The 23,945-nt window shown below is 68.4% G+C and carries 26 protein-coding genes; 11 read left to right on the top strand and 15 right to left on the bottom strand.

Annotation, left to right across the window (positions count from 1 at the left end; genetic code table 11):
• Positions 1-2 precede the first annotated feature (2 nt).
• On the bottom strand, positions 3-566 hold the full coding sequence (locus tag J7E91_RS24480; protein WP_214908356.1) for a dihydrofolate reductase family protein: 564 nt from the start codon (positions 564-566) through the stop codon (positions 3-5).
• A gap of 323 nt (positions 567-889) precedes the next feature.
• Between J7E91_RS24480 and J7E91_RS24475 the strand changes: the two genes are divergently transcribed.
• Entirely contained in the window at positions 890-1,453 is a 564-nt protein-coding gene (locus J7E91_RS24475) for a dihydrofolate reductase family protein (RefSeq protein WP_214908354.1), read from the top strand.
• Positions 1,454-1,564: 111 nt separating this feature from the next.
• Here J7E91_RS24475 and J7E91_RS24470 read toward each other — a convergent pair whose 3' ends face one another.
• The 3 genes from J7E91_RS24470 to J7E91_RS24460 form a co-directional block, all read right to left on the bottom strand.
• Positions 1,565-1,927, bottom strand: a complete 363-nt coding sequence (locus J7E91_RS24470; RefSeq protein WP_214908352.1) for a DUF4180 domain-containing protein — start codon at positions 1,925-1,927, stop codon at positions 1,565-1,567.
• 533 nt (positions 1,928-2,460) lie between these two features.
• Positions 2,461-2,715 (bottom strand): DUF397 domain-containing protein, encoded by a 255-nt coding sequence (locus tag J7E91_RS24465; RefSeq protein ID WP_214908350.1) that lies wholly within the window; start codon positions 2,713-2,715, stop codon positions 2,461-2,463.
• A complete protein-coding gene (locus tag J7E91_RS24460) occupies positions 2,712-3,536 on the bottom strand; it encodes a helix-turn-helix transcriptional regulator (protein ID WP_214908349.1) in 825 nt (274 codons plus the stop codon). The genes J7E91_RS24465 and J7E91_RS24460 overlap by 4 nt, the downstream gene beginning before the upstream one ends.
• Before the next feature lie 112 nt (positions 3,537-3,648).
• Here J7E91_RS24460 and J7E91_RS24455 point away from each other — a divergent pair, with 112 nt between their 5' ends.
• Complete coding sequence (locus tag J7E91_RS24455; protein ID WP_214908348.1) at positions 3,649-4,062, top strand: ATP-binding protein; 414 nt, start codon at positions 3,649-3,651, stop codon at positions 4,060-4,062.
• Here the strand turns inward: J7E91_RS24455 and J7E91_RS24450 are convergent.
• Entirely contained in the window at positions 4,052-4,960 is a 909-nt protein-coding gene (locus J7E91_RS24450; RefSeq protein ID WP_214908347.1) for an NAD(P)-dependent oxidoreductase, read from the bottom strand. The two genes, J7E91_RS24455 and J7E91_RS24450, sit on opposite strands and share 11 nt — an antisense overlap.
• A 174-nt stretch (positions 4,961-5,134) precedes the next feature.
• Here J7E91_RS24450 and J7E91_RS24445 point away from each other — a divergent pair, with 174 nt between their 5' ends.
• Positions 5,135-5,404, top strand: coding sequence for a DUF1876 domain-containing protein (locus tag J7E91_RS24445; RefSeq protein WP_214908346.1), 270 nt, complete (start codon positions 5,135-5,137; stop codon positions 5,402-5,404).
• Between the two features lie 54 nt (positions 5,405-5,458).
• Here J7E91_RS24445 and argS read toward each other — a convergent pair whose 3' ends face one another.
• On the bottom strand, positions 5,459-7,237 hold the full coding sequence (gene argS / locus J7E91_RS24440; RefSeq protein WP_214908344.1) for an arginine--tRNA ligase: 1,779 nt from the start codon (positions 7,235-7,237) through the stop codon (positions 5,459-5,461).
• 210 nt (positions 7,238-7,447) lie between these two features.
• Between argS and lysS the strand changes: the two genes are divergently transcribed.
• Complete coding sequence (gene lysS / locus J7E91_RS24435) at positions 7,448-9,226, top strand: lysine--tRNA ligase (protein ID WP_214908342.1); 1,779 nt, start codon at positions 7,448-7,450, stop codon at positions 9,224-9,226.
• A 106-nt stretch (positions 9,227-9,332) separates the two neighbouring features.
• On the opposite strand, the gene J7E91_RS24430 is transcribed toward lysS, so the two are convergent.
• From J7E91_RS24430 to J7E91_RS24420, 3 genes are all read right to left on the bottom strand, one after another.
• A complete protein-coding gene (locus J7E91_RS24430) occupies positions 9,333-10,721 on the bottom strand; it encodes a DUF2637 domain-containing protein (protein WP_214908341.1) in 1,389 nt (462 codons plus the stop codon).
• A 160-nt stretch (positions 10,722-10,881) separates the two neighbouring features.
• Entirely contained in the window at positions 10,882-11,592 is a 711-nt protein-coding gene (locus tag J7E91_RS24425) for a DUF3558 family protein (RefSeq protein WP_214908340.1), read from the bottom strand.
• A 28-nt stretch (positions 11,593-11,620) separates the two neighbouring features.
• Complete coding sequence (locus J7E91_RS24420) at positions 11,621-12,535, bottom strand: DUF3558 domain-containing protein (protein WP_214908339.1); 915 nt, start codon at positions 12,533-12,535, stop codon at positions 11,621-11,623.
• 161 nt (positions 12,536-12,696) lie between these two features.
• Here J7E91_RS24420 and J7E91_RS24415 point away from each other — a divergent pair, with 161 nt between their 5' ends.
• Positions 12,697-13,890, top strand: a complete 1,194-nt coding sequence (locus J7E91_RS24415; protein ID WP_214908338.1) for an RtcB family protein — start codon at positions 12,697-12,699, stop codon at positions 13,888-13,890.
• Between the two features lie 51 nt (positions 13,891-13,941).
• Here the strand turns inward: J7E91_RS24415 and J7E91_RS24410 are convergent, their stop codons facing one another.
• Positions 13,942-14,742 (bottom strand): hypothetical protein, encoded by an 801-nt coding sequence (locus J7E91_RS24410; protein WP_214908337.1) that lies wholly within the window; start codon positions 14,740-14,742, stop codon positions 13,942-13,944.
• Positions 14,743-15,256: 514 nt separating this feature from the next.
• Between J7E91_RS24410 and J7E91_RS24405 the strand changes: the two genes are divergently transcribed.
• The 4 genes from J7E91_RS24405 to J7E91_RS24390 all read left to right on the top strand — a co-directional run bounded on the left by J7E91_RS24405 (position 15,257) and on the right by J7E91_RS24390 (position 18,438).
• On the top strand, positions 15,257-16,471 hold the full coding sequence (locus tag J7E91_RS24405; RefSeq protein ID WP_214908336.1) for a Cmx/CmrA family chloramphenicol efflux MFS transporter: 1,215 nt from the start codon (positions 15,257-15,259) through the stop codon (positions 16,469-16,471).
• Between the two features lie 171 nt (positions 16,472-16,642).
• Entirely contained in the window at positions 16,643-17,308 is a 666-nt protein-coding gene (locus J7E91_RS24400; protein ID WP_214908334.1) for a hypothetical protein, read from the top strand.
• A gap of 3 nt (positions 17,309-17,311) precedes the next feature.
• Complete coding sequence (locus tag J7E91_RS24395) at positions 17,312-17,764, top strand: phage holin family protein (protein ID WP_214908331.1); 453 nt, start codon at positions 17,312-17,314, stop codon at positions 17,762-17,764.
• Positions 17,740-18,438, top strand: coding sequence for a DUF3618 domain-containing protein (locus tag J7E91_RS24390; RefSeq protein ID WP_214908328.1), 699 nt, complete (start codon positions 17,740-17,742; stop codon positions 18,436-18,438). Before J7E91_RS24395 ends, J7E91_RS24390 begins: the two co-directional genes overlap by 25 nt.
• A 150-nt stretch (positions 18,439-18,588) precedes the next feature.
• Here J7E91_RS24390 and J7E91_RS24385 read toward each other — a convergent pair whose 3' ends face one another.
• On the bottom strand, positions 18,589-19,344 hold the full coding sequence (locus J7E91_RS24385; RefSeq protein ID WP_214908326.1) for an SDR family NAD(P)-dependent oxidoreductase: 756 nt from the start codon (positions 19,342-19,344) through the stop codon (positions 18,589-18,591).
• Positions 19,345-19,353: 9 nt separating this feature from the next.
• Positions 19,354-19,704 (bottom strand): YnfA family protein, encoded by a 351-nt coding sequence (locus J7E91_RS24380; protein WP_214908324.1) that lies wholly within the window; start codon positions 19,702-19,704, stop codon positions 19,354-19,356.
• A 102-nt stretch (positions 19,705-19,806) separates the two neighbouring features.
• Here J7E91_RS24380 and J7E91_RS24375 point away from each other — a divergent pair, with 102 nt between their 5' ends.
• Positions 19,807-20,433 (top strand): TetR/AcrR family transcriptional regulator, encoded by a 627-nt coding sequence (locus J7E91_RS24375; RefSeq protein ID WP_214908323.1) that lies wholly within the window; start codon positions 19,807-19,809, stop codon positions 20,431-20,433.
• A 12-nt stretch (positions 20,434-20,445) separates the two neighbouring features.
• On the opposite strand, the gene J7E91_RS24370 is transcribed toward J7E91_RS24375, so the two are convergent.
• Genes J7E91_RS24370 through J7E91_RS24360 form a run of 3 tightly spaced genes read right to left on the bottom strand, consistent with a single transcriptional unit; the run spans position 20,446 to position 23,446 of the window.
• Positions 20,446-21,195 (bottom strand): Mut7-C ubiquitin/RNAse domain-containing protein, encoded by a 750-nt coding sequence (locus tag J7E91_RS24370; protein ID WP_214908322.1) that lies wholly within the window; start codon positions 21,193-21,195, stop codon positions 20,446-20,448.
• The gene (locus tag J7E91_RS24365; protein WP_251016176.1) at positions 21,192-21,803 is read right to left on the bottom strand and encodes an NmrA family NAD(P)-binding protein; all 612 of its coding nucleotides are present in this window, start codon (positions 21,801-21,803) and stop codon (positions 21,192-21,194) included. Before J7E91_RS24365 ends, J7E91_RS24370 begins: the two co-directional genes overlap by 4 nt.
• A 5-nt stretch (positions 21,804-21,808) precedes the next feature.
• Complete coding sequence (locus J7E91_RS24360; protein ID WP_214908321.1) at positions 21,809-23,446, bottom strand: hypothetical protein; 1,638 nt, start codon at positions 23,444-23,446, stop codon at positions 21,809-21,811.
• A 239-nt stretch (positions 23,447-23,685) separates the two neighbouring features.
• On the opposite strand from J7E91_RS24360, the gene J7E91_RS24355 reads away from it, so the two are divergent.
• The gene (locus tag J7E91_RS24355) at positions 23,686-23,835 is read left to right on the top strand and encodes a hypothetical protein (RefSeq protein WP_214908320.1); all 150 of its coding nucleotides are present in this window, start codon (positions 23,686-23,688) and stop codon (positions 23,833-23,835) included.
• Positions 23,836-23,945 lie beyond the last annotated feature (110 nt).

The following is a 23,945-nucleotide window of genomic DNA, read 5'->3' as shown; positions in this document are numbered from 1 at the left end:
GCCTAGCGGGCCACGCGGTAGCGGAGGTAGACGACTTTCGAGCTGAAGGTGCGGGTCTCGACGAGTTCGAGGTCCACCCGGCGCTCGTGCTGGGGAAAGAACGGAATGCCACCGCCAACCAGCACCGGGTAGACCATGGCCCGGTACTCGTCGATCAGGCCCAATGCGGCCGCCTCGGCGGCGAGGGTCGCGCCGCCGATCGCGATGTCGCCCTCCCCCGGCTCGGCTCGCAACCGCTCGATCTCCTCCGCCAGGCCGCCGGAGGCCAGGCGGGCATGGCCCTGCACCGCCGACAGGGTGGTGGAGAACACCACCTTTGGGAGCGGCTTCCACAGCGCGGTCCACTCGAGCATGGAGTCGTCGAGCGTTGGATCCTGGTCGGCGGTCTCCCAGTACAGCATCGTCTCGTACAGCCGTCGCCCCAACAGGTGGACGTCGACCTGTCGAATCTCGTCGATCCAGAAGCGAAAGACCTCCTCGTCGGGGGCGGTCCAGTCGAAGTCGCCGTCCGGCCCGTCGATGTAGCCGTCAAGTGAGACGCTCATCGAATAGGTCACGCTGCGCATCAGAAGTCCTCCTCGTTAACGAGTTCGACAGTACGACCGCCGAACGCCGCAGGACCATCGCGGCTCGCGGGATCCACCCGATGCGACCGCGCGCGTTGGCTCGCGCTTGGAGCTTGGTGAGCAGCCCTGCCGACACTCCCAGGCGCTGCCAGCGGCGGAACAGTCCGTAGACCGTCTGCCGACGATCGTGGTGGAACGGGCTTCGTTTGGTGATCTTCGCGGTTAGATTCCTCCGGGTGGGGGCGGAGCGATGAGTTTTGGCGGGCTGCCAAGTCTTCACATCACGTAGTCGGCACAGCGGGAACCCCGAGAGGAAGCACGTCATGCGCAAGTTCAAGCTTCAGGTTCAGACCACCGTCGATGGCTACATGGCCGGTCCGAACGGCGAGATGGATTGGCTGACGTTCCCGTGGACGGACGACATCAACGCCTACATCGACGCGCTCACCGAACCGGTCGACTGCATGGTGCTGGGTCGCAAGCTCGCCGAGGGGTTCATCCCGGCCTGGGCGGCCGGTCCCGAGGGTGAGGACCAGGCGTCCATCGACAAGATGAACAACACGCCCAAGGTCGTCATCTCCAACACCCTCACCGAGTCGCCCTGGGAGAACGCCGTCGTCGCCGGCGGTGATCTCGCCGAGACCGTGAACAAGCTCAAGGCGCATCCGGGCGGAGACATGATCGCCTACGGAGGCGGCACGCTCGTATCGAGCCTGATCGCCGAGGGTCTGCTCGATGAGCTCCACCTGTTCGTCAACCCGATCGCGATCGGCGCCGGAATGCCCGTGTTCGCCAACACCGGCGCCTACCAGCAGCTTCGCCTCGTCACTGCTCGACCCTTCGACTGCGGCATCACCGCGCTGCACTTCGAACCGAAGCGTTCCTGAACGGGTGTTCAGTCGCTCCACTTCGAGTTGCCGGGTGCTCGCTCGCGAGACGAGGTACTGGCCAAGCAGCGACCCGCCCGCGTCGAGCGCAACACGGCCACGGGACAGCTCTTAGCCCTTCAGCCGCTCTCGCAGTTCCTCGACATCGGCGAGGAACCAAGTCTGCCGTCCACGGTTGCATTCACGGACGAAGTCCCGCAGCGCCGAACTGGCCGCCGTGTGACGGGAGATGTCGCCGAGGATGACGATCCCCACCCGATAGTTGGCGAACTTCTGGATGATGTCACCGGCGACGCGGGTGCGCAGCTGGAAGAACGCCTCGTCGAACCGCTCGGCCGGGATGACGACCCACTGCGCCCCCTGATAGGTGGCGTCGCCTATGAGATCCAAGGCGTCGCTTTCCCGGCTGATTGCCGCACCTTCGGCGGCGCACATCAGGACTGGCACGTCGTGGATCGTCTGCAGGGTGACCATGGACGTCGAGGCTAGCTTCGGACGCGGACGTAGTCGACGTAATTACCTGGGCGGAGTCGCCCGGTTCCGTGAAGTTCTGCCGCAGGTGCTGGCAGGAGGCTTGGTGCAACAAACCCCGCACTTGATGCAGCCCCAGCGGCTCTTCGGTCGCAGTAGTCACAGCCGTTTCGCTTCCGGCCATCACGGGTGCGTTTCGTTCCACCACCCACAATTGGGGTGTTGCACCAGCGGCCGTTGCTGCTGTCGCTGAGGCTGGGGCCGAGCCGCCCCTAGAGCTGGTGCGCCCCACCCACTCGCCCGCCGCCCGGCAGCGGCGAGTCGCCAGTCGCCGGGCGTTCCCTGTGGGCTCCCCCCGGGGGCCGCCCCCCAGAAGCATTGCGGCGGAGGTCCGGCGGTCAAGGGTGGAGCGGAGCGGAATCGCCGTAGGCGACGCGACGTAGGAGCGCCCTTGAGGGGCGGGCCTCCGACGCCAACCTTGGCAAGGCGGCCCCGTCGGCAGATGCGATCGACGCTCCGGGGGCAGCCCGACGCCGCTACGCGGGCACCTGTGCCGCGGCTGCGTACGTCGCGAAGTGCGACCAGGTGGCGGGGGTAAGGGTGAGGGTGGGGCCGTCGGGGATCTTTGAATCCCGGACGTGGACCGCGGTGGGGCAGGCGGCGATTTCGACGCAGGCGCCGCCCTCGTCGCCGCTGTAGCTCGACTTGCGCCAGGTGTAGGCGACTTCCAGGCATGCGCCGCCCTCGCTGCCGCTGTAGCTGGACTTGAACCACTCAAGTGCGGTGCTCATTGCTCTCCTAGCAGCCGGTCCAACAGGCCCTTCGTTTCCTCGGGGTTGAGGGCCTGCGTTCGCAGCATCGCATATTTCTGCGCCAGGATGCTGACCTCATTGGGGTCGGTGATGAGCTGGCTGCCGCGCTGGGTTTCGGTGTAGGCGAGATGCTGGTGGTCCGGTGTTTCCAGCAGGATGAACGGACCGTCGAGTGCAGCATGGGTGTGACGGCCGAGCGGCATGAGCTGGAGGGTGACGCCCGGCAGGTCCGCGCAGGCTCGCAGGTGCCGTAGCGTCTCGGCGTACACCTCGTCGCCTCCGAGGCGGTCCCGCACGATCGCCTCGGAGATGATGAAGCTCGCTGTCGGAGGCACCTTCCGGTGCAGGATTTCCTGGCGTTCGATACGGGCCGTCACCTGGGCGTTGGTCTCCTCCTCGCCGAGGATGGGGACCTTGCTGAGGAAGACCGCACGGGCGTAACGCTCCGTCTGGAGCAGGCCCGGCAGCACCTGGTTCTCGAACCACGACAGCGCGATTGCCTCGCGCTCCAGGTCCATGTACTGCTCCGCCCACGCCGGGATCAGGTCGATCTCCGGCATGTGCGCCACCGCCGTCTCCAGCGCGTGCTTCGTGTCCAGTAAACCGTCCAGCAGTCTCGCCAGATCCGGCTTCAGCGGTCGTCTGCCCTGCTCGATCGAGGCGACCGTCTCCTCGCCCGCGCAGATCCGGTCCGCCAGCTCCCGCTGGGTAAGGCCCGCGTCCGTACGGAAACGGGCCACCAGCGCTCCCACGAGCTTCATCGCCGACGCGTTCTTCCGCTGCCGCTTTCTGGGGTGCATGCGGTCCAACTCCCCACCCTTGCCCGCACATCACGCGCAGAGGACCCGTACGGATTTCTTGTACGGGTGCGCGTACTGCTCCACGCTAGTCACAGACCGTGACCCTCGTCTCATGAACGACGTGAAACAACTCCCCCTCCTCCACGAGCGGTTCTACCCGCGCGAGCGCAGGTCCGTCGCCAGGGCCAGAGAGTTCACGCGCGACGTGGCCGTCGCGTGGGGCGTCGGGGGCCGCGTGGAGGACGTATTGCTCTGCGTGAGTGAGCTGGCCACCAACGCGCTGCTGCACGGGGTGCCGCCGGGGCGTGGCTATCAACTGCGGCTGCTGCTGTACGGGCAGACTCTGCGCATCGAGGTCCACGACAGCGGCGACGGCCTGCCCCACCTCCGCAAGCCTGCCCGCGACGGGGAGTCCGGGCGGGGGCTGTTGCTGGTCGCGGCGCTTGCCGACAGGTGGGGGGTCGGGGAGCGCGATCCCGGGAAGATCGTGTGGTGCGAGTTCGGCGTGGCGGGCGTTACTTCTTGAGCTTGAGCAACTCCACCAGGCGCGAGAGGCCGTCCGCTCCGTGGCCCTCCTCCACGGCGCGGTCGAGCAGCTCCTGCATGGGGACGAAGAGGTCGGAGCTGATCCCCTGGTCGCGGAAGGTGTCCATGAAGTTGGGGAAGGCCGCCTGGTTGATGGCGATGCTGGAGACGTCCGTCAGGTGCTGCCCGGAGTCGACCGCCTCGGCCACGCCGGGCACGACTCCGCTCAGCATCGCGGTGAGCCAGTTGTGCAGCGGGTCGGCGAACTCGGTGGCCGGGATGTTCTCCGTACGGATCAGGGCGAAGGCCTGCGCCACGCCCATGAGCATTCCGTACATGCCGGTCAGCAGCGCCAGGTCGTGGAGCGCGGCGCGGCCCGGGTCGGTGCCCGCCCACTTGGTGCCGCCGAGGGCCGCGAGGGTGGGCCGGTGGGTCTCGTACGCCTGCTCGTCGCCGCTGTAGAGGACGTACGCCGCCGGGGTCGCGATCATCTGCGGCACCGCCATGATCCCGCCGTCGATGTACGCGGCACCCTGCTGCTTTGCCCAGGTGGCGAGGGTGCGGGCCTGGGCCGGGGTGCCATTGGTGAGGTTGACGAGGGTCTTGCCGGTGAAGTCGACGGTGGCGAGGGTTTCGCCGACGTTGTCGTTCGTGGTGAAGCAGACGATCACCAGCGGGCTCGCGGCGACGGCGTCGGCCGGCGTGTCGGCGGGGAGTGCCCCCTGCGCGACCAGGGGGCCGGTCTTGGACGGGGAGCGGTTCCAGACGGTGAGCGGGTGGCCGGCCTTCAGGAGGGCGGTGGCCAGGGCCGTGCCCATCATTCCGAGGCCGAGTACCGAGACGGGGGGAAGGGGCTGGGACGTCTGGGCAGGCTGGTAGGTCTGGGCAGGCTGGGGCATCAAGGGCTCCTTGGCTGGAGGACGTATCTGGTGCTGCCCTTTGATCCTTGTCAGGTGGTGAGTTGTCGACAAGTACTGACTATTAAGTCAGGTACTCACCGTTTGGTAAGCGAAGAGTGGTGATCAGCGGCCCGGCGGCGCACCCTGGAAGGGAACCGCTGGAGGTGATCCGCCATGCAGACACTCGTCGGATGGCACATCGAGATGGAGTTCACCGAGCACGAGGGCAGGACCAGGGCTGCCGCGATGGTGCGGCTCGGTGACGGCACGGAGCTTCGGGCTCACGGGTTCGCCAAAAGGCACCCGACCGACGCCGAACAGTTGCGGGTCGGCGAAGAGATCGCGGGCGCGCGTGCGCTCATGGACCTTGCTTCGCAACTCCTGGGCAAGGCGCACGACGAGATAGATGAGGCCTCGGGCCGGGCGTCCTACCCGTTGACCTGAGACGCCTTACGGAGATGCCCCCACCGGTCCCGGTGGGGGCATCGCCGTATCTGATCAGAGACGCTCAGGCGTCCGGATGCCGAGCAGGGCCATGCCCTGGTGGAGCGTGCGCGCCGTCAGGTCGACGAGGAAGAGGCGGTTCTCGACGACCTCCGGCGGGTTGTCCGCGCTGATCACCTGGCACTGGTCGTAGAACGTCGTGAGGTGCGACGCCAACTGGTACAGGTACGCGGCCAGCTTGTGCGGCTCGTACGACGCGGCGACCTCGGACAGGACTTCCGCGAACCGGTCCAGGTGCAGGCCCAGCGCGCGCTCGGCCGGGGCCAGTTCGAGCTCGGGGTGGGCGGTCGGCTTCGACTCGCCCGCCCTGCGGATGATCGACCGGATACGGGCGTACGCGTACTGGAGGTACACGGACGTGTCGCCGTTCAGCGACACCATCTGGTCCAGGTCGAACTTGTAGTCGCGGGACGCGGAGGTCGACAGGTCGGCGTACTTCACGGCGCCGATGCCGACGTACCGGCCGTTCTCGACGATCTCCTCCTCCGTCAGGCCCACCTTGTCGGCCTTCTCGCGCACGACGGCCGTCGCACGGTCGACCGCCTCGTCCAGCAGGTCCACCAGCCGGACCGTCTCGCCCTCACGCGTCTTGAACGGCTTGCCGTCCTTGCCGAGGACCGTGCCGAAGGCGAGCTGGACCGCGTGGACGTCCTCGTTCAGCCAGCCGGCCCGGCGGGCGGTCTCGAAGACCATCTTGAAGTGGAGGGACTGGCGGGCGTCCACGACGTACACCAGCGTGCTCGCGCCCAGGTTCTTCACGCGGTCACGGATCGCGGAGAGGTCGGTGGCGGCGTAACCGTAGCCACCGTTCGACTTCTTCACGATCAGCGGGGACGGCTTGCCGTCCGGGCCCTTCACGTCGTCGAAGAAGACACACAGCGCGCCGTCGGAACGGACCGCCACGCCCGAGTCCTCCAGGATCTGGCAGGTCTCTTCGAGCATGGCGTTGTAGCCGGACTCGCCGACGACGTCCGGGTCGTTGATCTCCATGTCGAGCTTGTTGAAGACCGAGTAGAAGTAGATCTTCGACTCGTCGACGAAGCGCTGCCAGAGCGCGAGCGTCTCCGGGTCGCCCGCCTGGAGGGCTACGACGCGGTCCCGCGAGCGCGCCTTGAAGTCCTCGTCGGAGTCGAAGAGCACGCGCGAGGCCTTGTAGAGGCGGTTGAGGGACGACATCGCCGCCTCGCCCTCCTCCGGGCCGCCGTGCTTGTGGTCCAGCTCGTGCGGGTGCTCGGTGAGGTACTGGATGAGCATGCCGAACTGGGTGCCCCAGTCGCCGATGTGGTGGCGGCGTACGACCTTCTCGCCCGTGAATTCGAGGATCTCGACCATTGCGGCACCGATCACGGCGGAGCGGAGGTGGCCGACGTGCATCTCCTTGGCCACGTTCGGCTGCGCGTAGTCGACGACCGTGGTGCCCGGCTGCTCGGCCAGCGGTACGCCGAGGCGGTCGTCGGCGGCGCGGGCCGCGAGGGTCTCGATGATCGCCCGGTCGGCGACCGTGATGTTCAGGAAGCCGGGGCCGGAGACCTCGATCTCCTTGATCACGTCACCGGCGGATCCGGTGGGGAGTCCGGCGACGACCTGCGTGGCCAGCTCGCGCGGGTTGGCCTTGGCCTTCTTCGCGAGGGCCAGGATGCCGTTCGCCTGGAAGTCGGCCCGGTCGCTTCGTCGCAGCAGCGGGTCGGCGGCTCCGGCCTCCGGCAGGGCTGCCGAGAGGGCGTCCGCGACGCGCTGGTTGACGGTCGAAGCGAGGGAATGGACCGAGGCCATGAGCTGCCGTTCCTGTCGAGAGGAAAGTTGAATGTGCAGACGAGTATTTCATGGGGGGTGCGGGGCCGTCGTCTCGTATAAAGGCTGCAGCAATGGTGAAGGCTGCAGCGAAGGTGAAGGCTGCAGCGAAGGCAGCGGCCCCGGACGCCTGTGGTTCGTCTGGGAGAATGGCTGGCGTCAGCCATCGAGAGCTACTGAGGGAAAGAGGACGTGCCGATCGTGGCTCAGAGCAGCACAGAGACCGACTGGGTCTCCCGGTTCGCGGACGAGGTCATCGCCGAGTCGGAGCGACGTGCCCCTGGGGCGAAACACGATGGTGCTGCCGCACCGGCGATCGTCGTCGCCTCCGGGCTCTCCCCCTCCGGGCCGATCCACCTGGGCAACCTGCGCGAGGTCATGACCCCGCACCTGGTCGCGGACGAGATCCGGCGGCGCGGGTACGAGGTCCGGCACCTGATCTCCTGGGACGACTACGACCGGTACCGCAAGGTGCCGGCAGGTGTCCCCGGTGTCGACGAGTCGTGGGCCGAGCACATCGGCAAGCCGCTGACGTCGGTGCCCGCGCCGGCCGGGTCGGCGTACCCGAACTGGGCCGAGCACTTCAAGGCCGCGATGACGCAGGCGCTCGACGAGCTCGGTGTCGAGTACGACGGCATCAGCCAGACCGAGCAGTACACCGCCGGGGCCTACCGCGAGCAGATCCTGCACGCGATGAAGCACCGGGGCGACATCGACGCCGTACTCGACCGGTACCGGACGAAGAAGGACCCCAAGCAGCAGGTCAAGCAGCAGGTCAAGAAGCAGGGGCAGAAGCCGGTCGACGAGGCCGAGCTGGAAGCCGCCGAGGGGTCCGGGGCGGCCTCCGAGGACGACGGCAGTGGCGGCGGCGCGGGGTACTTCCCGTACAAGCCGTACTGCACCGCTTGCGGCAAGGACCTCACCACGGTGACGGCGTACGACGACGAGAGCACCGCTCTGTCGTACACGTGCGTCTGCGGGCACTCCGAGACCGTGCTGCTGAGCGAGTTCAACGGCGGCAAGCTGGTCTGGAAGGTCGACTGGCCGATGCGCTGGGCGTACGAAGGCGTGATCTTCGAGCCGAGCGGCGTCGACCACTCGTCGCCGGGATCGTCGTTCGTGGTGGGCGGACAGATCGTGCGTGAGGTCTTCGGCGGCGTGCAGCCGATCGGGCCGATGTACGCCTTTGTCGGCATCAGCGGGATGGCGAAGATGTCCAGCAGCAAGGGTGGTGTTCCCACGCCGGGCGACGCGCTGAAGATCATGGAGTCGCCGCTGCTCCGGTGGCTGTACGCGCGCCGGCGGCCCAACCAGTCCTTCAAGATCGCCTTCGACCAGGAGATCCAGCGGCTCTACGACGAGTGGGACTCGCTGGAGAAGAAGGTCGCGGACGGGACCGTGCTGTCGGCCGACGCGGCGGCGCACTCGCGTGCGATCAGGACGGCCGCCGGTGAGCTGCCGCGTACGCCGCGCCCGCTGCCGTACCGGACGCTCGCCTCGGTGGCGGACATCACCGCCGGGCACGAGGACCAGGCGCTGCGGATCCTGAGCGAGCTGGACCCGGCGAATCCGGTTACGTCGTTGGACGAGGTGCGCCCGCGGTTCGACCGCGCCGAGAACTGGATCACCACGCAGGTGCCGGCCGAGCAGCGCACGGTCGTGCGGAGCGAGCCGGACGCGGCGATTCTGGGTTCGCTGGACGACGCCGGGCGGGAGTCGCTGCGGCTGCTGCTCGACGGGCTCGACTCGCACTGGTCGCTGGACGGGCTCACGACGCTCGTCTACGGCGTACCGAAGGTGATGGCGGGGCTGGAGCCGGACGCCAAGCCGACTCCGGAGCTGAAGGTCGCGCAGCGGTCGTTCTTCGCGCTGCTCTACCAGCTGCTGGTCGGGCGGGACACCGGGCCGCGACTGCCTACGCTGCTGCTCGCGGTGGGGGCGGAGCGGGTGCGGAAGCTGCTGGGGGCGTAGCGCCGCTGCTTGCGGTGAGGGCCGCCGCTCCTGGGTTTCCGGGGGTGGCGGCCCTTTCGCGTGGCGAGGGCGGGGGGGCATGCCCGGCGGCGCGCAGGAAGCGGGTCTAGGCGATGTGTTCGGCGTCCAGCTCCTGCTGGTAGCGGATCTCGAAGCGCTTGGCGTAGTCGGACAGTTCGCCGGGAGTCGGGGGCTCGGCCCCGAGGTCCTGGAGGTACGAGCCGAACTGGCGAGCAGTGGGCATGGTGTTGTTCTCGCCGACGTACTTGCGGAACGCGCCGTAGTACCACTCCTCGGGTTCGTACGGCTCCTCGTACTGCTCCACGTACTCGGCAGGGCCCTGATACTCGCCAGGGCCCTGATACCCGGCCGGGTCCTGCTCGTGGCGTGGGCCCGGGATGCCGCCCAGGGGGCGGGTGCGGCCGGGGCCCGACGGGACCATCACGGGGGTGGGCTCGGGGCCCTCGGCGTACGCCGGGTTGTACCCGTTGTCGTACTCCGCCTCCTGGGCGGCAGGCTGCGGCACCTGCGGCGCGGCGAACCACGGGCTCGTGTGCGAGCCGGGGCCCTCCGGGACCGGAGGGGCCTCCTCGGGGTCCTGCGCGCCCTCGGCGTACTGGTCGTCCGCGTCGGGAGCCTCCTGCGGCCACTCCTCGTCGGGGTACGGCTGCTCGCGCTCGCGCTCCCGCTCGTGCTCCCGCGCCGGGAGCGCCCGGAGTTCCTGCGGCTGAGGCTGCAGGTGCGACTGCGACTGCGGCTGCGGCTGCGGCTGCGCCGCGGTCTCCGGCGCCGGGGGCAGCAGCGCCGGCTCGATGCCGGCCGCCGCCAGGCCCGCGGGGCCCGTGTCCGCGAGCGGAACGCCGTACTTCGCCAGACGCAGCGGCATCAGCGACTCGACCGGTGCCTTGCGGCGCCAGCCACGCCCGAAACGGGCCTGGAGGCGCGCCTGATAGATCAGGCGGTCCTGCTCCAGCTTGATGACCTGCTCGTACGAACGCAGTTCCCACAGCTTCATGCGCCGCCACAGCTTGAACGTCGGCAGCGGCGACAGCAGCCAGCGGGTCAGGCGTACGCCGTCCATGTGCTTGTCGGCCGTGATGTCGGCGATCCGGCCGACCGCGTGCCGCGCCGCCTCGACCGAGACGACGAACAGGACCGGGATGACGGCGTGCATGCCGACGCCCAGCGGGTCCGGCCACGACGCCGCGCCGTTGAAGGCGATCGTCGCGGCCGTCAGCAGCCACGCCGTCTGGCGGAGCAGGGGGAAGGGGATCCGCATCCAGGTCAGGAGGAGGTCAAGGGCCAGCAGGACGCAGATGCCCGCGTCGATGCCGATCGGGAAGACCAGCGAGAAGTCCCCGAAGCCCTTCTCCTCCGCGAGCTCGCGCACGGCGGCGTACGAACCGGCGAATCCGATCGCGGCGATGACCACCGCTCCGGCGACGACGACACCGATCAATATGCGGTGCGTGCGTGTCAACTGCATCGCGGCCACCCGCGATCCCCTCCCGTTACGACGGACTTGGCGGGGGTCAGCCTGGCACATGTGTGCGGGTCGCGTTGCGCGGGTATCGGCGGAGCCCGGCCTTCAAGGGGAAGGCCGGGCTCCGGTACGTGCCTGATATCGGTTGATACGTACTACTTCCCGCCCAGGGCTACTTGTTGGCCGCCGTGACCGACGCCACCGCCTCCTTGGCTGCCTTCTGAGCGTCCTTCAGCAGGTCGGCGCCCTCGGGGGACTTGGCGCCCTGGTATCCGGCACCGTTGTAGATCACGGTGGCGACGACGTTCTCCGTACGTGTCACGACCGTTGCGTACTTGAAGTCCGCATCCGTCTTGCGCAGGTCGTACGAGACCGTTGTCGCCTGGTCACCGATGCCGGCGGAGGGCTCGTCCGCGACCTTCTTCGCACCGTCGGTCGCCTTCGCGGCGGCGACCTGCTTCGCGTAGTACTCCTCGGCGAGCTTGTCGCCGGCACCGCGGGACTGGTCCGAGTCGTACCGCATGAAGGAGACGGACAGCCAGCGGTACTGCGACCCGTCGACACCCTTGCTGTCGAGACCGTTCCAGGAGCAGCCGCCGCGCGTGGACACGTCGTTCGACTTGTCGGCCGTACCGGACTTGTCCTTCGCCTCGGGCACCAGCGAATCGACCGTCTTCTCCTTGATCGACTTGCACGGCTCGGGCAGCTTCGAGAACACCGCCGGCTTCACGGTCGGCTTCGCCGACACCGAGGGAGAGGCGGTGGCGGACGGGGACGCGTCCTTGTCGCCTCCGGAGTCCGAGGAGCAGCCGGCGGCGACGAGCATCACCGGGACGGCTGCGCAGGCGAGTATGCGAGAGAGTCGCGGGGCTGATCGGTGCATGGTTCCTTCACTCATGGAGACTGATCGACTAATCAGTGAACTGCTCGGCGAGCCGGCGGGCCAGGGCCTGCGTCTTCTCCTGCAGTTCCTTGCTGTCGGGGACATCGGTGGTCAGGGCGGGCTGCTCGCTGTACTGAACGGTCACGATGACGTTCGAGGTACGGAACACCACGCTCACGGTACGGCGCTGCGTCGTCGAGCCGGAGCGGACGAGGGCGTCGTCCAGGAAGGCGGTGTCGCCGAGGTCGGCCAGGATGCGGGGTTCGAGGCCCTGGGGGGCCTGAGTGCCGGTGCTGCCACCGGAGCCGCTCGCGCTGTCGGTGACGTCGGCGGGGTCCGGAGTCCGGGTGGCGGAGTCGTCACCGGCCACGTCCTCGGCCTGGTCGCCGGACTGGGAGGCGGACGCGGTGGGAGAGCCGCTGCCGTCGGGGGAGGCACTTCCCTCACCCTCACCCTCGCCGTCTTCCGTGTCCTCGCCCTCGCCCTCTTCCGGGCTCCGGGTGGGCGCCGGGAGGTCCGCCGCGATCTCCTGCTTCGCATAGACCTCCTTCGCGCGGTCGTCGTCGCTGACGTCGGAGTCGTACGAGACCACCCGCTCGAAGTCGACCAGGAGGTGGTGCGTGGCGGCGGGCGAGTCCACCTTCCAGCGGCAGCCGACGCGCCGGTCCGTGTCGTACGTGACGGCCGCGGTGCCGTCGTACGCCTTCTCCTGCTGCTCCTCGGGGAGCGTGGTGGCGCCGGGGAGGAGGTCGCGGAGGAGGGCGCGGTCGACGGAGCCGCAGGGCTCACGGAGCGTGCGGTACTTGCCGGGGGCGGCGACGGACGTGTTCGCCTCGCCGGCCTTGTCGTCGGCGGTGGAGCCGTCGGTACCGGAGCCGCCGGTGCAGCCGGCGGTGAGCGCCGCGAGGAGCGCGACGCCCGGTACGTACACCTTTCGCTGCACGGTCCCAGGCTCCCTTCGATCAGAAATGCGGTTGCCGCGCGATAGCGGCTGGTGGACACAATGTGTATCGCACGCACTGGCCAACATGCCGGTCCGCTGTCTCTTTCGCGGTGCTTGGTGCCAGTTTTGCGTTATGGGAAAATCGGGGGAATAGAGGAGTTATGTCGTATGTAGAGGTACCGGGCGCGAAGGTACCGATCCGGATGTGGGCCGACCCGGCGACGGTCGAGGGCGGCGCGATGCAGCAGCTTCAGAATGTTGCCACGCTGCCCTGGATCAAGGGCCTCGCCGTGATGCCGGACGTCCACTACGGCAAGGGCGCCACCGTCGGTTCGGTGATCGCGATGCACGGTGCGGTGTGCCCGGCGGCGGTCGGGGTGGACATCGGCTGTGGCATGTCGGCGGTGAAAACATCACTCACGGCGAACGACCTTCCGGGTGACCTTTCGCGGCTCCGGTCGAAGATCGAGCAGGCGATTCCGGTGGGCCGGGGAATGCACGACAGTCCGGTGGACCCGGGCCGGCTGCACGGGTTCCCGATGGCGGGATGGGACGGCTTCTGGGGGCGGTTCGACGGGGTGGCGGACGCGGTGAAGTTTCGTCGTGATCGCGCCGCGAAGCAGATGGGGACGCTGGGCTCGGGAAATCATTATATCGAATGTTTGTTCGATAGTGAGGGTTCTGTTTGGCTCACGCTCCACTCGGGATCTCGGAACATCGGAAAGGAACTCGCTGAGTACCACATTGGTGCAGCCCAGAAGCTCTCGCACAATCAGGGGCTGGTCGACCGGGATCTGGCCGTCTTCATCGCGGACACCCCGCAGATGGCGGCGTACCGCAACGACCTCTTCTGGGCGCAGGAGTACGCGAAGTACAACCGCGCGATCATGATGGCGCTCTTCCAGGACGTGGTCCGCCGGGAGTTCAAGAAGGCCAAGGTGACCTTCGAACCGGTCATTTCCTGTCACCACAACTACGTCAGCGAAGAGCGCTACGAGGGCATGGACCTGCTAGTCACGCGCAAGGGCGCGATCCGGGCCGGGTCCGGCGAGTTCGGGATCATCCCGGGGTCGATGGGCACGGGCTCGTACATCGTGAAGGGGCTGGGGAACGAGAAGTCGTTCAACTCGGCCTCGCACGGCGCCGGCCGCAGGATGAGCCGCAACGCGGCGAAGCGACGCTTCACGACGAAGGACCTGGAGGAGCAGACGCGGGGTGTGGAGTGCCGTAAGGACTCGGGTGTCGTGGATGAGATCCCGGCGGCGTACAAGCCGATCGAGCAGGTGATGGACCAGCAGCGGGATCTGGTCGAGGTCGTCGCAAAGCTGAAGCAGTTCATCTGTGTCAAGGGGTGAATGATGAGGGGGCCCGGGCTGTTGTTGCCTCGGGCCCCACCGTTCAGCAACTCAGCGATTGTTCGGCGTCAGCATCCGGCCCCTACGGAGTTGCCACAGGCGCATATGGCAGCTTCTCTCTGACCGTCCGAGTTCTTCGGCTGCGACCACGGCATCGCCGAGCTGGAGTAGAGCCTGGTCTTCCCATGGTTCCCAGCGCCGTCCTGGATGTGCAGCTCTCATGTCGACCGGGCGAGCCCATGAGGCGATTGAGTCCGCCTTGACCTGCTTACGCCCGAGGGAGAGGCAACCTGGGTAGTACAGGTCTGCCACGAGGGCCTGGGCTGTCTCCTTCTCGTAGGAGATGTTGTAAATCTCGTCGCGCGTGTTGCGCTTGATGAGGCGTTCAGTGCCCGTTAGTTGGCGTGCGTAGCGGCAGAGGTACACCCCGACGGCTGTGCTGGAGGTCGTCAGTGACACGAAGGGGGCCCCTGGACTTGTGTAGCCAACGGAGCCGTCCGCGTCAATGATCCCTCGAAGGTAGTCGCGACGGGAAAAGTCGACGCGCGGTGGAGTGATTTTCTTGGACTTGCGCCCGTAGGGCAGACCGAGCAGGTTGATCTTGGTCCTGGCTTCGAGTGAGCACAAGGTCCAAGTCGCCGAGTGGTGGGACTCCGCGAAGTTCGTGGAACGGACGCGTTCGGTGACGCTGCTGTTGTAGGGCGTCAACTGCTTAAACCTGTACAGGAGGTCGACGTCCCGGATGTTGATCTCAACCGTCAGGCTGCCTTTCCGCCCCACTCCTTGGCGTAGGTGTCCGTCGGCTTGCAGGAAGCCGAACATGTAGGCGTACTCGGGCGTCTTGAGGTCCATGAAGCCCGACGCGTTGGCGTCAAGGCGTCGGGTGGAGTGAACGGCTGCGCGCTAGGGTCGGGTTCAGCCACGGGAAGCTCCGTCTCTTCCTTGGTGGTGAGGCCCTTGGTCGGGAGTGCAATCCCGACCGAGGGCCGCCATGTTTTTTGATTGTGCGGCGAGCCTAGGACGGGGATTCGGCCGTCGAGTGGGTGATTCGACGCGTTCACTCGTACGGGAAGGGGAAGCTCGTTCCTCGGGGGCTGTGCGTCGGGAAATCAGTGGAGGGGGTGCGGGTGTGCTGGTAGCTTCGCGGGCGTGTCTTGCCCTGAATCTGACAGAGGCTAGCCACCGGTTGTTCGGTGGCTGACCCTTTGGCGTGCTGAAGCCGCCGGCCTGAGAGGCCGTGGGTGTGCTTCGCGTGGCTGGCGTCGCCGGATCCCCGGGTTTCGTGGACCGCCCCCCTTTTTTGTGCGTGTGGGTGTCCGTTTCGTTTCTCACTGGTTGATCCACTAGGCGCCTCTGGGGTTCCCTCATGCCATTCGGTGTTTTCGTGCTCGGGCTGGCCGTCTTTGCCCAGGGCACATCGGAGTTCATGCTGTCCGGGCTGGTGTCGGACATCGCAGGTGATTTGAACGTGTCCATTCCGGCTGCGGGGTTGCTGACCTCGGGCTTCGCGGTCGGGATGGTGGTCGGTGCGCCGCTGATGGCCCTCTGGAGCCGGCGGTGGGCGCGGCGGCGGGCTCTGTTGGTCTTTCTGGGGGTTTTCGTCGCCGTCCATGTGGTGGGCGCTGTGACTCCGAGTTACGGCGTGCTGCTCGCCTCGCGGGTGGTCGGGGCGGTGGCGAATGCCGGGTTCTGGGCCGTGGCCCTGGTGACCGCGGTCGGGATGGTGGCGCCCGAGGTCCGGGCGCGTGCCACGTCTGTCGTGGTGGGTGGAGTGACCGTCGCCTGTGTGGCGGGTGTGCCCGCGGGGGCGTGGCTGGGGGAGCAGTGGGGGTGGCGGTCGGCGTTCTGGGCGGTGGCTCTGGTGTCGGTGCCGGCCTTCTTCGCGGTCGCGCGGGCGGTTCCGGACGGCGGCGGGCGGGGTGAAGCCGGTGAGGTGAGTGCGCGGGACGAGGTTCGGGTTCTGCGTGGGGCCGGGCTGGTGTTGACGCTGGTGACGATGGCGCTCGTACAGGGGGCTACGTTCTGTGCGTTCTCGTATCTGGAGCCGCTGGTCACGCGCGTCACCGGGTTCGGCGCCGGGTGGGTGCCGGTGATTCTCGCGCTCTTCGGGGTGGGGTCTTTCGTCGGCGTCAGCATCGCGGGGCGGGTCGGCGGTGCGCGGCCCCGTGCGCTGGTGATGGCGGGTTTGGTGGCGCTCACGTTCGGGTGGGTGGTGCTGGCGGTGGCTGCCGGGAGTCCGGTGGCGGTGGCCGGGCTCGTATGCGTGCAGGGAATGCTCGCGTTCGGTACGGGTACGGCGTTGATCTCGTGGGTGTTCCGGCTTGCGGCGCGGGCGCCGACGCTTGGGGGTGCGTTCGCTACGGCCGCGTTCAATGTGGGCGGTGCGGTGGGGCCGTGGGCCGGTGGGGTCGCCATTGGTCAGGGGTTCGGCTTCCGGTCGCCGGTGTGGGTGAGCGCGGCGCTGATGGTTCTCGCGCTGGCCGGTGCCGGGGCGGCGTTGCTTGTCGTACGCAGGGATGGGCAGCCGGGTGCGTGGCGGGGCGCGGGTGCTGAGGCCGGCAGCGAGGGCATTGCGGCGTAAGCCCGGAATCGCGAGCTCGGAATCGCGAGCCCGGAATGTGGATTTCTGCTGTTTCGGGCGGCTATGGGTGGTTACCCGGAGGTTGTTCCAGCCAGCACAAGAGACACGGGGCGCGGCGTGAAGCCTCGGCGTACCGGCCGGCTTCACCCTCCCCGGAGAAGGTGGGAATCCATGAGTGGTGTGTCCGCGAATGGCGGTGCCGGGCGTGTCCAGCAGGCCGGGCAGACAGCGAAAGAGGAGGCGTCGGTCACGGCCGGTCAGGCCAGGCAGGCCGCGGGTGAGATCGCCGGGTCGGTCACGGAGCAGGCCAAGGCCGTCACGGGTGAGGCTCGCCAGCAGGCCGGTACGGCGGTGCGTGACCTGCGGGGCCGGGTGAACGACGAGGTTCAGGGGCAGGCAGAGCGCGCGGTGGGCACGCTGCGGAAGTGGGCGGACGATCTCGACGGGATGGCTCAGAACGCCCCGAGCGACTCCCCGGTGCGCAGCCTCGCCACGACGGCCGCCGATGGCGGTCACCGCGCTGCCGATTACCTGGACAGGAACGGTTTGGAGGGGGTCATGGACGATGTGCGCGGGTTCGCGCGGCGGCGGCCCGGAGTGTTCCTCGGTGGTGCGGCGCTGGCGGGCCTGGCCGTCGGCCGGCTGGCCAAGGCCGGCAAGGCGCAGTCGGGCGGTGACGGGGGCGGCACGGCCCGCGGTGACGGTGGCAGCCGGCCGGGCGGCGACGCCGCTCAGCACGCGCAGGACCCGCCGGTGCAGGTGCCGCCGCCCGAGACCGACAGCAGGGCGGCTCAGGCTCCGGGGTGGTCCGGGCTGCCGGGTTCACCGGAGGTGTGAGTGATGTCGACGTATTCGCCGCAGACTCCGTACCGGCCAGAGGCTCCGTACCGGCCGGAGGCTCCCCGCAAGCGGGCGCAGGACAGCTCGGTGGGTGAGCTGCTGTCGGAGGTCACCTCGGATGTGCAGCTGCTTTTCCGGCAGGAGATGGAGCTGGCCAAACTGGAGATACGCGAGGAGGCCACGAAGGCGGGCAAGGCCGCCGGGATGTTCGGCGGGGCGGGGTTCGCCGGGTACATGGTGGCTCTCTTCGCTTCGCTGGCGGCCGTGTTCGGCCTGGCGAACGTGATGGACGCCGGCTGGGCAGCGCTGATCGTCACCGGGGTGTGGGCGGTGGTGGGCGCCGTCCTGTTCGTGATGGGCCGCTCCCGGATGCGCAGCGTGTCGCCGAAGCCGGAACGGACCGTGCAGACACTTAAGGAGGACGCGCAATGGGCACGTCACCCGACCAAGTAAGGGCCGACATCGAGACGACGCGGGAAAGGCTGTCCGCTGACGTCGACCGGCTGGCCGATCGTACGAGCCCCCGCCGGATGGCGCGTCGGCGCAGCCGGCGTGTGCGTGGTGCGGTGTCCGGTGTGCGGCGGCGGGTCATGGGCAGCGCTTCGCACACCACGGGCCGGGCTCAGGACCGTACGCAGCAGGCTGCTCAGTCGGTGCAGGAGAGTGCCGGGCAGGCCGCCGACACCGTGCGCCAGACGGCCGGGCAGGCGGGCGAGGCGGTCAAGAGGGCGCCTGAGGAGGCGATGCGGCAGACGGAGGGCAACCCGCTGGCGGCGGGTCTGGTCGCCTTCGGGGCGGGTCTGCTGGCCGGTTCGATGCTGCCGAGTACGAAGGCCGAGCAGCAGGCGGCCGCGGAGCTGGCGGACCGGGCCGGTGGGGCCATCGAGCCGGTCAAGCAGGCGGCGGCCGAGTCGGCGCAGCATCTGAAGGAGGACGCCCAGCAGGCCGCGCAGCAGGCGGTTCAGGGGGTCAAGGAGTCCGCCGCAGATGCGGCGCGTACGACGCGGGAGCAGGCGCGTGACCAGGCCGGTCAGGTCACCGAGCAGGCCCGGCAGTCGGGGCAGACGGTGGCGGGGGAGGCGCGGGATCCGCAGGGTCCGCCGCCGGATCAGACCGGTAGGCCGTAACGGCTGGGCCGTAACTAACGGCCGGTCGTGCCCTTCGCAGGCGGCCCGCATCGGGAGTTCATCTCCTGATGCGGGCCGCCTGCTGTTTCGGTCACGCCGAGGTGCTTGGCGGCGTAACCGTGGACCGGTCCGTGGGCCCGTCCGTGGTGGTCACAGTTCGCGGTGGACCTTGGTGTTGGAGGCCTGGGCGCGGGGGCGGACCACCAGGAGGTCGATGTTGACGTGGCTGGGGCGGGTGACCGCCCAGGTGATGGTCTCGGCGACGTCGTCGGCGGTGAGGGGCTGCGCGACGCCCGCGTACACCTTGGCGGCCTTCTCGGCGTCGCCGCGGAAGCGGGTGGTGGCGAACTCTTCGGTCTTGACCATGCCGGGCGCGATCTCGATGACGCGGACCGGGGTGCCGACGATCTCCAGGCGGAGGGTTTCGGCGAGGACGTGCGCGCCGTGCTTGGCCGCTACGTAACCGCCGCCGTTCTCGTACGTGCCGTGGCCGGCGGTGGAGGAGAGGACGACCACCGTGCCGTCGCCGCTTGCGGTGAGGGCGGGGAGCAGAGCCTGGGTGAGGTTGAGGGTGCCGATGACGTTGGTCTCGTACATCTGGCGCCAGTCGTCGGGGTCACTGGTGGCGACGGGGTCGGCTCCGAGCGCGCCGCCGGCGTTGTTGACGAGGACGGCGAGGGTGCGGAAGGCGGTGGCGAACTCGTCGACCGCCGCGCGGTCGGTGACGTCCAGCGCGTACGCCGTCGCCTGGTGGCCGGCTGCGGTGAGCTCGGCCTCCAGCGCTTCGATGCGGTCCTTGCGGCGGGCGGTGAGGACGACGCGGTAGCCGGCGGCGGCCAGTTGGCGGGCGGTGGCGGCGCCGATTCCGCTGCTTGCTCCGGTGATGACGGCAATAGGCGTAGGCATGGGGACAGGCTAACGAGCCCGTGGTGCGTACATGATGACGGCCATTCCGGCGAGGCAGACGAGGGCGCCGATGATGTCCCAGCGGTCGGGGCGGTAGCCGTCGGCGATCATGCCCCAGGCGATGGAGCCGGCGACGAAGACTCCGCCGTACGCGGCGAGGACGCGGCCGAATTCGCCTTCGGTCTGGAGCGTTGCGACGAAGCCGTACGCGCCGAGGGCGATGACGCCCGCGCCGGTCCAGAGCAGGCCGCGGCCCTGGTTGTGGACTCCGCCGCGTACGCCTTGCCAGACGAGCCAGGCGCCGCCGATCTCGAAGAGGGCGGCGACGAGGAAGAGGGCGGCGGAGCGGGCGACGGTCATGCGCTCAGCGTGCCATGGGGCGTGTGATGCCGATGAGCAGGGTTGGGGGCTCACTCCTTCGGGCTATGGCGTGTCAACGGATGTTGGCCTACATTTGTTGACATGAGTGACTCGCCTGCTCCTCCCCTTGCTGCTGCCCCTGCGCCTGATGCCCCGCCGCGCCGTCGGTCCGACGCCACGAAGGCGGCGATCCTGGACGCCGCTCGCGAACGGTTCGCGGCCGACGGGTACGAGCGCGCCACCATCCGCGCCATCGCGCGCGACGCCGGGATCGACCCGTCGATGGTGATGCGCTACTACGGCAACAAGGAGGGGCTGTTCGCCGCCGCCTCGGAATTCGACCTGCGCATGCCGGACGTGGGCGAGTTGGCCGAGCTGGGCGCGCTGCCGGGCCGGCACGTGGGGGCCGTCCTCGTCGAGCACTTCCTCGACCGCTGGGAGGGGGACGAAGTGCTGACCGCTCTGCTGCGGGTCGGTGTCACCAACGCCGCCGGGGCCGAGCGGATACAGACCATTTTCCGGGAGCAGCTCGGTCCCGTCGCCGCCGGCGTGAGCCCGGACCCCGCGGAGGCGCCGATGCGGGCCGCGCTGGTCGCCTCCCAGATCCTCGGCATGGCGATGGCGCGGTACGTGCTGCGGCTGCCGCCCGCCGTGGAGATGACGCGGCAGGAGGTGATCGACTGGCTGGCGCCCACCGTGCAGCGGTATCTGACGGCGGAGCGGCCGTAGGAACGGTGTGGGTCAGGACACCTGTCGCTGCGTTCGCGCGTCGCCGAAGGTGCGCACGGCGTCGTCGACGATCGTCTGCAGGCTGGAGTGGTGTGCGCCGCTCCAGTAGACGCGCTCGCACGCCGTGCACTGGGCGAAGACGTCGTACGAGCGCTGCGTGCCGTCTTCGAGAAGACCGCTGACGGAGTCCTTGGTGGTGTCCTTGAGCTCGCCGTTGCAGGCCACGCAGCGCGTCCAGGGTGCGAGAGCGGGTGCGAACCGGCTCAGCACGTCGTCGAGCTGGTCCTTGGGGCGGTCGCTGTAGACGTACGCACCGGCCCACAGCTCGCGCCGCCGCAGCAGCCCGCGGTCCCGCGACAGCAGTACGCGCTGTTCGCGTGCCGAGTGCGCGGCGAGGGCCGGGTCGCCGATGTCCTCGCTGAAGTACGCCGCGTCGACGCCCAGGAGGCGCAGCCGCCGCGCCAGCGTGCCCAGGTGTACGTCGAGGAGGAAGCGCAGCGGCGCCCCCGCGACCTGCTGCGGTCGCCGCACCGCGCGCACCTCGACGCTTTCGCCCGCCGCCGGGATGTGCGACGCCGGGACGTCGCGGCCGTCGACGAGCAGGCGTCCCGCCTCGGTGAGCGGGATGCCGAGCGACTCGACGACGTGGCCGAGCGTCGAGGCGCCGTCGGTGACCAGAACCGTACGCTCGCCGCGCCGCTCGGCCGCGACGAAGAGGTGCAGCTCGGGGGCGACGCTGAGGTGGATCTCCGGTCCGTTCACGCCGCCAGCATGCCATCGGGGCGTACGCCGCATCCAGGGCTTTCAGCCGGTGAAGGCGCGTGTCCCCGCGCCCAGCCGGCGAAGGGCCGGGCCGGCCGCCCGGTCAGCTCCTCGACGGTCCGGGTGAGGGGTACGGGCACACCGTCGCTCACAGCCCAGTCGTCGAAGAGGGAGTCCGCGAAGGGGGCGGGGATGTACTGGGCCACCGTCGCCTTCCACGCCTCGCGGCTGACGGCGTTCACCGCGCTCTTCCGGCCCGCCGCGCGGCTCAGTATCTCGATCTGTTCGGCGAAGGTGAGCGACTCGGGCCCGGTCAGTTCGTACGCCGCACCGTGGAGCCGGGGCGTCGTGAGGACCGCCAGCGCGGCCTCGGCGATGTCCGTCTCATGGATGGGGTCGGCGTGACTGAAGGGGTACGGGAGGTCTACCGCGCTGCCGGACTTCACGGCCCCGGACCACTGGAGGGCGTTGGCGGCGAAGACGCCGGGCCGCAGGAAGGTGGTGCTGCCCGTGGTGGCCGCCAGGGCCTGTTCGACGGCCAGGTCGGACGCGGCGATCGGATTGTCGGCGGCGCCGGGGGCGAGGACGGAGCCGGAGGAGAGCAGCACGGCCCTTACCGCGGCACGGTCACTGCCAGAAGTTTGCCGTCCCCAAGGTGGAGCCAACCTCGGCCAGGAGTGATTGCGTTGCCGACGACGGAGTCTCCCGTCCTGATACCGATCCAGTCACCGGCGTGCCGCTCTTGAGGAGACAGGAGGAGGCCGCGGTGGGCTCTCTTCGCCCCGTTTAGCCAGCGGTAGCTCGTCTGGAGCTTGTGTTCATCGCCTGCCAGGACCAGCGCCGTACCCTCGTCAAAGCCGTGCTCCAAAAGGTTCCGCAGAACTCGCCAGGCACTGCACTCGCCCAAGAGTTCCGCGTCGTCCATCACGACGACGATCGGCTGTTCAGCAGACGCCACAGACACTCGGCTTTCAAGCTCGTCCCGCCCGATGTCGTCCCGGTCGAAGTAGGCCAGCACGCCCTCTTGGCCAGTCAGCTCTCGTAGAGGCGACGGCCTGGGCGCGGCTAGCACGAGCGGAATTCCAGATGCGAGCAGAGAGCGTGCCATGCTCACTAGCGCCGTGGAGCGACCTGACCTTGCCGGGCCGGCCACAACGAACGCGGGAGCTGTACCGGAGGCAAGATCAGGGCCGTATGCAGCCAGGTTGTCGCCTCCGACACCCGCAAGTGCCCACAACCTCGGTGCAGCCGGGTCCCGCATGGCCCACGCCTCGTCGAAGCTGATACTCGACGGCAACACGTCAGAGCGCTTCTGTATCTCCAAGGCATCGCGGGCAGCTTCCCACAAGCCGAGCAACAGAACGTGATCCTCTAGCGTCAACCGCGCCATGTGAGAAAACGCGACGATCGCCTCGCGCTCGGGCAGCTCACCGTGGGTGTACCAGCGGATCCACGCATCCGACGAGACGCCCGTCTGCTCCTCCATGTAAGTGAAGGACCACTTGCGCTTCAGCCTGTGTTGGTCAAGGCAGCGATGCAGCGTGACCAGCTCTAATCGCGCCGGTGAGGGGGGCACCTCGAATTCTCTGCTCATGACACCGTAGAAAGTCGCGTTTGCTGGACGTCGCTCCTCTGCGGCATCAGCCATCCTGGCGAAGCCCTTACTGCGGCGCACCACACCAAGAAACACTCTCAGCGCATCCTTGTCGTGCCAAAGGGCCTGTGCTGCGTTGAGGATCAGTCCCTTCAAGGATTCCTCCGCGTAGTTGGACTGCGCAGCGCCTCGGCCGGGGTTGGATCGCGTCTCCGTGCCGGCCGATGGCTCTTCCGCTGCCCGCCCGCTTGGGTCCTTGGCGTCCTGCTTGGGTGAGTCCTTGGAAGAGTCAGCCGTGTCGTCCGCGTCGTCATCGGCGGCAGACGTCGTGCTATCTCCTGGAGGATGTACCGATGCTTGGGCGACCGTTTCGCTGACGACTTGCTTCCACAGGCCCTTGAAACGGTTGACCTCGCCGTCTACGTCGTTGTGCCGACCGACTTCGGCCAGGACGCGGACGATGGCCTCAAGGCGGCCCCACGGCGGGAGATCTGGCTTCTGGAAGGCGTCCAGCACTGCCTGGTGATTCACGATCCAGTAGTCCTGCGCATCCTTCCCGACGTGATCGCGAATAGTCCGCGCTGACGGGAGCCCCGCGTCCAGCCGCAGATCGTGGAGTTCATCGTTCAGCTTCTTCAGGTCAGGCTGGTCAGCCAACTCGGGCCTCTTCCATGGCTGAGCAACCACCGTCTCTGCCCCCTTGGTGCTTCTGTGTCAGGTCTTGTAGATCAGGCGCGTTGGCGCCCGCACTCACAGGCGTCAGGATGAGTCATACCTGTCATTCAGCGGCTGTTCTTGGCCGATGTTGTCAGCGATCGTCTTGGGGCGTCAGGACCGCCCGTGAGGCACCCACGCTGGATGCACGCCAGTCAGTGCCACACGGAAGGTAGATCCTCATGGAACAGATCAGCGTGCGCCTCGTAGTCCTCCTGGTGGTCGGGGTTTTCGTCGTCGCCCTGACCCTGCATGCACCCGAAGTTGGGGCGGCCTTGGCGGTCGCCACTGCGGTGGTAGCACTACTCGCCCAACTCATGGGTCGTGAATGATTCTTGGACGAGCGGAGATGCTTGCAGCTATGAGTCACCCGGTCGCTCAATGATCCGCTTCCGCCGTCCTCCGCATCCTCGGCCAAGGTGACACCACCGGCAGGTTCGTC

The sequence above is a fragment of the Streptomyces sp. ISL-99 genome (assembly GCF_018614005.1).
In the GTDB taxonomy this organism is placed as follows: Bacteria; Actinomycetota; Actinomycetes; order Streptomycetales; family Streptomycetaceae; genus Streptomyces; species Streptomyces flavidovirens.
Note: the sequence above shows the minus strand (reverse complement) of the source record. Positions and strands in the feature narration are given on the sequence as shown.

Coding starts and splice junctions, on each gene's coding strand:
- J7E91_RS24410 (WP_214908337.1), bottom strand. CDS start 14,742: ATGGACCTCAAGACGCCCGAGTACGCCTACATGTTCGGCTTCCTGCAA.
- J7E91_RS24465 (WP_214908350.1), bottom strand. CDS start 2,715: ATGAGCACCGCACTTGAGTGGTTCAAGTCCAGCTACAGCGGCAGCGAG.
- J7E91_RS24445 (WP_214908346.1), top strand. CDS start 5,135: ATGCAGACACTCGTCGGATGGCACATCGAGATGGAGTTCACCGAGCAC.
- J7E91_RS24395 (WP_214908331.1), top strand. CDS start 17,312: ATGTCGACGTATTCGCCGCAGACTCCGTACCGGCCAGAGGCTCCGTAC.
- J7E91_RS24455 (WP_214908348.1), top strand. CDS start 3,649: ATGAACGACGTGAAACAACTCCCCCTCCTCCACGAGCGGTTCTACCCG.
- J7E91_RS24390 (WP_214908328.1), top strand. CDS start 17,740: ATGGGCACGTCACCCGACCAAGTAAGGGCCGACATCGAGACGACGCGG.
- J7E91_RS24405 (WP_214908336.1), top strand. CDS start 15,257: ATGCCATTCGGTGTTTTCGTGCTCGGGCTGGCCGTCTTTGCCCAGGGC.
- J7E91_RS24400 (WP_214908334.1), top strand. CDS start 16,643: ATGAGTGGTGTGTCCGCGAATGGCGGTGCCGGGCGTGTCCAGCAGGCC.
- J7E91_RS24470 (WP_214908352.1), bottom strand. CDS start 1,927: ATGGTCACCCTGCAGACGATCCACGACGTGCCAGTCCTGATGTGCGCC.
- J7E91_RS24355 (WP_214908320.1), top strand. CDS start 23,686: ATGGAACAGATCAGCGTGCGCCTCGTAGTCCTCCTGGTGGTCGGGGTT.
- J7E91_RS24380 (WP_214908324.1), bottom strand. CDS start 19,704: ATGACCGTCGCCCGCTCCGCCGCCCTCTTCCTCGTCGCCGCCCTCTTC.
- J7E91_RS24415 (WP_214908338.1), top strand. CDS start 12,697: ATGTCGTATGTAGAGGTACCGGGCGCGAAGGTACCGATCCGGATGTGG.
- J7E91_RS24385 (WP_214908326.1), bottom strand. CDS start 19,344: ATGCCTACGCCTATTGCCGTCATCACCGGAGCAAGCAGCGGAATCGGC.
- J7E91_RS24425 (WP_214908340.1), bottom strand. CDS start 11,592: ATGCACCGATCAGCCCCGCGACTCTCTCGCATACTCGCCTGCGCAGCC.
- J7E91_RS24460 (WP_214908349.1), bottom strand. CDS start 3,536: ATGCACCCCAGAAAGCGGCAGCGGAAGAACGCGTCGGCGATGAAGCTC.
- J7E91_RS24450 (WP_214908347.1), bottom strand. CDS start 4,960: ATGCCCCAGCCTGCCCAGACCTACCAGCCTGCCCAGACGTCCCAGCCC.
- J7E91_RS24375 (WP_214908323.1), top strand. CDS start 19,807: ATGAGTGACTCGCCTGCTCCTCCCCTTGCTGCTGCCCCTGCGCCTGAT.
- J7E91_RS24475 (WP_214908354.1), top strand. CDS start 890: ATGCGCAAGTTCAAGCTTCAGGTTCAGACCACCGTCGATGGCTACATG.
- argS (WP_214908344.1), bottom strand. CDS start 7,237: ATGGCCTCGGTCCATTCCCTCGCTTCGACCGTCAACCAGCGCGTCGCG.
- J7E91_RS24480 (WP_214908356.1), bottom strand. CDS start 566: ATGCGCAGCGTGACCTATTCGATGAGCGTCTCACTTGACGGCTACATC.